This window comes from Actinomadura sp. KC216, from assembly GCF_004348535.1.
Classification (GTDB): domain Bacteria; phylum Actinomycetota; class Actinomycetes; order Streptosporangiales; family Streptosporangiaceae; genus Spirillospora.
In genome coordinates, this window is sequence record NZ_SMJX01000480.1 from 1 (window position 1) to 4596 (window position 4596).

General features: G+C 70.1%; 4 protein-coding genes and 1 pseudogene. 3 read left to right on the forward strand and 2 right to left on the reverse strand.

The window, feature by feature from the left end:
- Positions 1 to 449: pseudogene (locus E1264_RS40445) on the reverse strand (PucR family transcriptional regulator); the annotation flags it as partial.
- 119 nt (positions 450 to 568) lie between these two features.
- Here E1264_RS40445 and E1264_RS40450 point away from each other — a divergent pair.
- Together E1264_RS40450 and pruA are read left to right on the forward strand one after the other, a co-directional pair.
- Positions 569 to 1477, forward strand: coding sequence for a proline dehydrogenase family protein (locus E1264_RS40450; RefSeq protein WP_132182523.1), 909 nt, complete (start codon positions 569 to 571; stop codon positions 1475 to 1477).
- Between the two features lie 17 nt (positions 1478 to 1494).
- Positions 1495 to 3126, forward strand: a complete 1632-nt coding sequence (pruA, locus tag E1264_RS40455) for an L-glutamate gamma-semialdehyde dehydrogenase (protein WP_132182525.1) — start codon at positions 1495 to 1497, stop codon at positions 3124 to 3126.
- Here pruA and E1264_RS40460 read toward each other — a convergent pair.
- Positions 3123 to 4334, reverse strand: coding sequence for a cytochrome P450 (locus E1264_RS40460; protein WP_132182527.1), 1212 nt, complete (start codon positions 4332 to 4334; stop codon positions 3123 to 3125). The two genes, pruA and E1264_RS40460, sit on opposite strands and share 4 nt — an antisense overlap.
- A gap of 57 nt (positions 4335 to 4391) precedes the next feature.
- Here E1264_RS40460 and E1264_RS40465 point away from each other — a divergent pair.
- The coding region (locus E1264_RS40465) for a TetR family transcriptional regulator (protein ID WP_132182529.1) at positions 4392 to 4596 on the forward strand (205 nt) is incomplete at its 3' end.

Here is a 4596-nt window from a genome sequence, read left to right on the forward strand (position 1 = left end):
GTGTCGGGGTGGGCGGACAGGAGGTCGGCGACCTTCCAGCCGAGGTCGTCGCGTTCGCGCGCCTGGCGGGCCATGAGGAGGCCGGCGCGTTCGCAGAGGGGCATCGCGCGGGCGGCCTGGGTGCTGGTGATGCGCTCCTGGTCGTCCAGCAGCCAGAGGTAGCCGTAGGTGACGTTGTTCCAGCGAACGGGCAGGCAGAGGCGGCCCAGCTGGCCGACCGAGGTGTCGGCCGGGATGCGGACGGGGCCGGTGGCGCGGGCGATGCCGTGGCGCTCGAAGCGGGTGCGGACGGCGTCGGTGGCGCGGCGGTGCAGGATCGACTCCATCCGGACGGGGTCGATGGTGTCGCCGTGGGGCGCGTAGGCGACGAGGTGGAAGTCGCGGTCCTCCAAGGTGGCGGGGGCGTGGAGGAGGTCGGCCGCGTTCTCGGCGATCTCCTGGAGGTCCATATGTCGCTTCCCTTGTACGTTTGTATGAAGAACTGGGGTCCAGGAAGTTACATCTGACTATACGTGGTGGGCGCGGACGCTCTTAGCGTGCTTGGTGTTCCTCGTTGATGGAGGGTCCGATGCTCAGTCCTTTGCTCCTCGCCGCGGCGCGCAGCCCGCGGATGCGCGGTCTTGTCACGTCCATGCCGCTGACCAGGGGTGTCGTCGACCGGTTCGTCGCGGGCGACGATCTGGGCGCGGCGCTCGGTGTGGTCAGGGGTCTCGGGGCCGACGGGCTGAAGGTCACTCTTGATCATCTGGGGGAGGACACGAAGGACCGGGGGCAGGCCGAAGCCACGCGGGACGCCTATCTGGAGCTGTTCGCCGCTTTCGCCGAGCAGGGGCTCGCCGGGGGCGCGGACGCGTCGGTGAAGCTGTCGGCGCTCGGGCAGATGCTTCCCGGTGACCTCGCGCTCGACAACGCGCGCGAGATCTGCGCCGCGGCGGGACGGGTCGGCATGACCGTCACGCTGGATATGGAAGACCACACGACCGTGGACTCCACGCTGGAGATTCTGGGGAAGCTGCGCGTCGATTTCCCGTGGGTCGGCGTCGCCGTTCAGGCGATGCTGCGGCGCACCGAGGGCGATCTCCGGGAACTGGTCGGGGAAGGGTCGCGCGTGCGGCTGGTCAAGGGCGCCTATGCGGAGCCCGCGTCGGTGGCCTACCAGAGCAAACGTGACGTTGACCGCGCCTACGTGCGGGGACTGCGGACGCTCATGCGCGGCGACGGATATCCGATGGTCGGCAGCCATGACCCGCGCATTATCGAGATCGCGCTGGCGCTGGGCGCCGAGAGGTCGCCGTCCTCGTACGAATTCCAGATGCTTTACGGGATCCGGACGGCCGAGCAGCGGCGGCTCGCCGAGGCCCACCAGATGCGCGTGTACGTCCCGTACGGGGCCGACTGGTACGGGTACTTCATGCGGCGCCTGGCCGAGCGGCCCGCCAATCTCGTGTTCTTCCTTCGTTCGTTTGTTTCGCGCTGAGCAGGAGGGTTCCCTTCATGGACGCCGTCACCAATGTTCCGACCCCGGCCAACGAGCCGGTGCGCGGCTACGCCCCGGGCAGCGCCGAGCGGGCCAGGCTCGAGGCGAAACTCGCCGAGCTGGCCGCGGAGGCGCCGATCGACCTGCCCATGACGATCGGCGGGCAGCGCCGGCTGGGGGCGGGCGCGAAGATCGCCGTCGTCCAGCCGCACAGGCACGCGTCCGTCCTCGGGACGTTCGGGACCGCGACGCAGGACGACGCGCGGGACGCGATCGCGGCGGCGCTCGAGGCCGCGCCGGCCTGGCGGGCGCTGTCGTTCGACGACCGGGCCGCGATCTTCCTGCGGGCGGCCGACCTGCTGTCCGGGCCGTGGCGGGAGACGCTGCTGGCCGCGACGATGCTCGGGCAGTCCAAGACCGTCCAGCAGGCGGAGATCGACAGCCCGTGCGAGCTGGTCGACTTCTGGCGCTTCAACGTGCACTTCGCCCGCCGGATTCTCGCCGAGCAGCCCATCAGCAGCCCCGGCGTGTGGAACCGGATGGACCACCGTCCGCTGGAGGGGTTCGTCTACGCGATCACCCCGTTCAACTTCACCGCGATCGCCGCGAACCTGCCGACCGCGCCCGCGCTGATGGGCAACGTCGTGGTGTGGAAGCCGTCGCCCACGCAGACGTACTCCGCTGTGCTGCTCATGCGGCTGCTGGAGGAGGCCGGGCTGCCGCCTGGCGTCATCAACCTCGTGACGGGCGACGGCGTCGCCGTCTCGGATGTCGCGTTGCAGCATCCTGAGCTCGCGGGGGTCCACTTCACCGGGTCCACCGCGACGTTCAAGCACCTGTGGAAGACCGTTGGGGCCAACCTCGACAAGTTCCGCGGCTACCCCAGGCTCGTCGGCGAGACCGGCGGCAAGGACTTCGTCGTCGCGCACCCGTCCGCCGACCCGGCCGTCCTGAAGACGGTGCTGGTGCGCGGCGCGTTCGAGTACCAGGGGCAGAAGTGCTCGGCGGCGTCGCGCGCCTACATCCCGCGGTCGATCTGGGACGGCGGGTTCAAGGACGAGTTCGTCGCCGAGGTCGAGGGACTCACCATGGGGGACGTCACCGACCTGTCCAACTTCATCGGCGCGCTCATCGACGAGCGGGCCTTCGCCAAGAACAAGGCGGCCATCGAGCGGGCCCAGGCCGACCCCGACGTCGAGATCGTCGCCGGGGGGACGTACGACGACTCGGTCGGGTACTTCGTCCGGCCGACCGTGCTCGTGTCCGGCGACCCCGAGAACGACATCTTCCGCACCGAGTACTTCGGGCCCATCCTCGGTGTCCACGTGTACGAGGACGAGCGGTACGAGGAGATGCTGGCGCAGATGGAGCCCGTCGCCGCGTACGCGCTGACCGGCGCCGTCGTCGCGGACGACCGGGCCGCCGCCGCGCGCACCGCCGAGGTGCTCCGGTACGCGGCCGGCAACTTCTACATCAACGACAAGCCCACCGGGGCGGTCGTCGGGCAGCAGCCGTTCGGCGGCGCTCGCGCGTCCGGCACCAACGACAAGGCCGGGTCGGTGTTCAACCTGCTCCGCTGGACGTCGCCGCGCTCCATCAAGGAGACCTTCGTCCCGCCGACCGACTACCGCTACCCGCACATGGGCTAAGCGGCCGTCATGCCCGTGGCTGGGAGCGACACCCAGCCACGGGTGAACGGCGACGCGATCCGTTCTGCGTTGTCTATGTCGACGCCTACGTTCGGGTGCGCGTGGAGCAGTTCTTCCAGGGCGACGCGGGCTTGCAGCTTGGCCAAGTGCGAGCCGATGCAGAAGTGCACGCCGCTGGAGAAGCCGAGATGGCGCGGGATGTCCCGGGTGATGTCGAGGTCGCCGGCGGACGGGCCGAACTCGCGCTCGTCCCGGTTCGCCGCGCCGAACAGCATCATCACCTTCTCGCCCGCCGGGATCTCGGTGCCGTGGAGCGTCACGGGGCGCGTCGTCGTCCGGGCCAGCGCCTGCACCGAGCCCTCCAGCCGCAGGAACTCCATCAGCGCGTCCGGGACGAGCGACAGGTCGGCGGCGAGCCGCTCGCGCTGCGCGTGGTCGCCGTCCAGCAGGGCCACCCCGTGCGAGATCAGGTTCCCGGTGGTGTCGTTGCCGCCCGCGACCATGACGAAGCAGAACCCGAGGACGTCCCAGTCGGTGAGGCGCTCCCCGTCGATCTCGGCGGCCGTCAGCGCGCTGACCAGGTCGTCGCCGGACGGGTCGGCGCGGCGCGCGGCGATCACCTCGGTGAAGTAGCCGAACATCTCGGCCACCGCCTCTGCCGCCCCGCCCTTCATCGCCCTCAGGTGGAAACCGTCGTCCTGGAGGGTGGTCAGCGCGGACACCCACGGGCCGAACCGCGCCCGGTCCGCCTCCGGGACGCCCAGCAGCCGCGCGAGCGCGAACGTCGGCAGCGGCGACGCGAAATCCCTGTGCAGGTCGGGTGTTTCCCCGTCTGCTGCCTTGCGCTCCATGAGGCTGATTCTCGACCTGGCGAAACCGCGCAGCACGTCCTCCAGGGCGGCGATGCGGCGCGGTGTGAACGCATGGCTGACCAGGCGCCGCAGGACGGTGTGCCGCGGCGGGTCCAGCATCACGATCGTCGCGGCCAGGCCCAGAGTGCCGATCTCGTCCGGATAGAACGTCAGGCCCTTGGCGGACGAGAACGTTTCCGCGTCTCTCGTCGCCGCCCAGATGTCCTCGAACCGCGACAGCGCCCAGAACGGCGGATCGTCATGCCGGTGGACGGGCTCCTCGTCGCGGAGCCGCCGGTAGGCGGGATAGGGATCGGCCTGGAATCCGGGATCGAACGGGTCATAGACGTCCGCCATGGGGGCCTCCAGCCCTAACGGCCACCGTTACTAACGCCCCCTGTTAATATCACCGGCGTGCCGAAAGACGCAAGGGCCACCCGCGAACGCCTCCTGCGCGCCGGCGCCCACCACTTCGCCGCCGACGGCATCGACGCCGCCCGCACCCGCGACATCATCGCCACCGCCGGACAGGGCAACGACTCCGCGATCACCTACCACTTCGGCTCCCGCGCAGGCCTCCTCGAAGCCATCCTCCGCGCCGGCATCACCCGCATGGAAC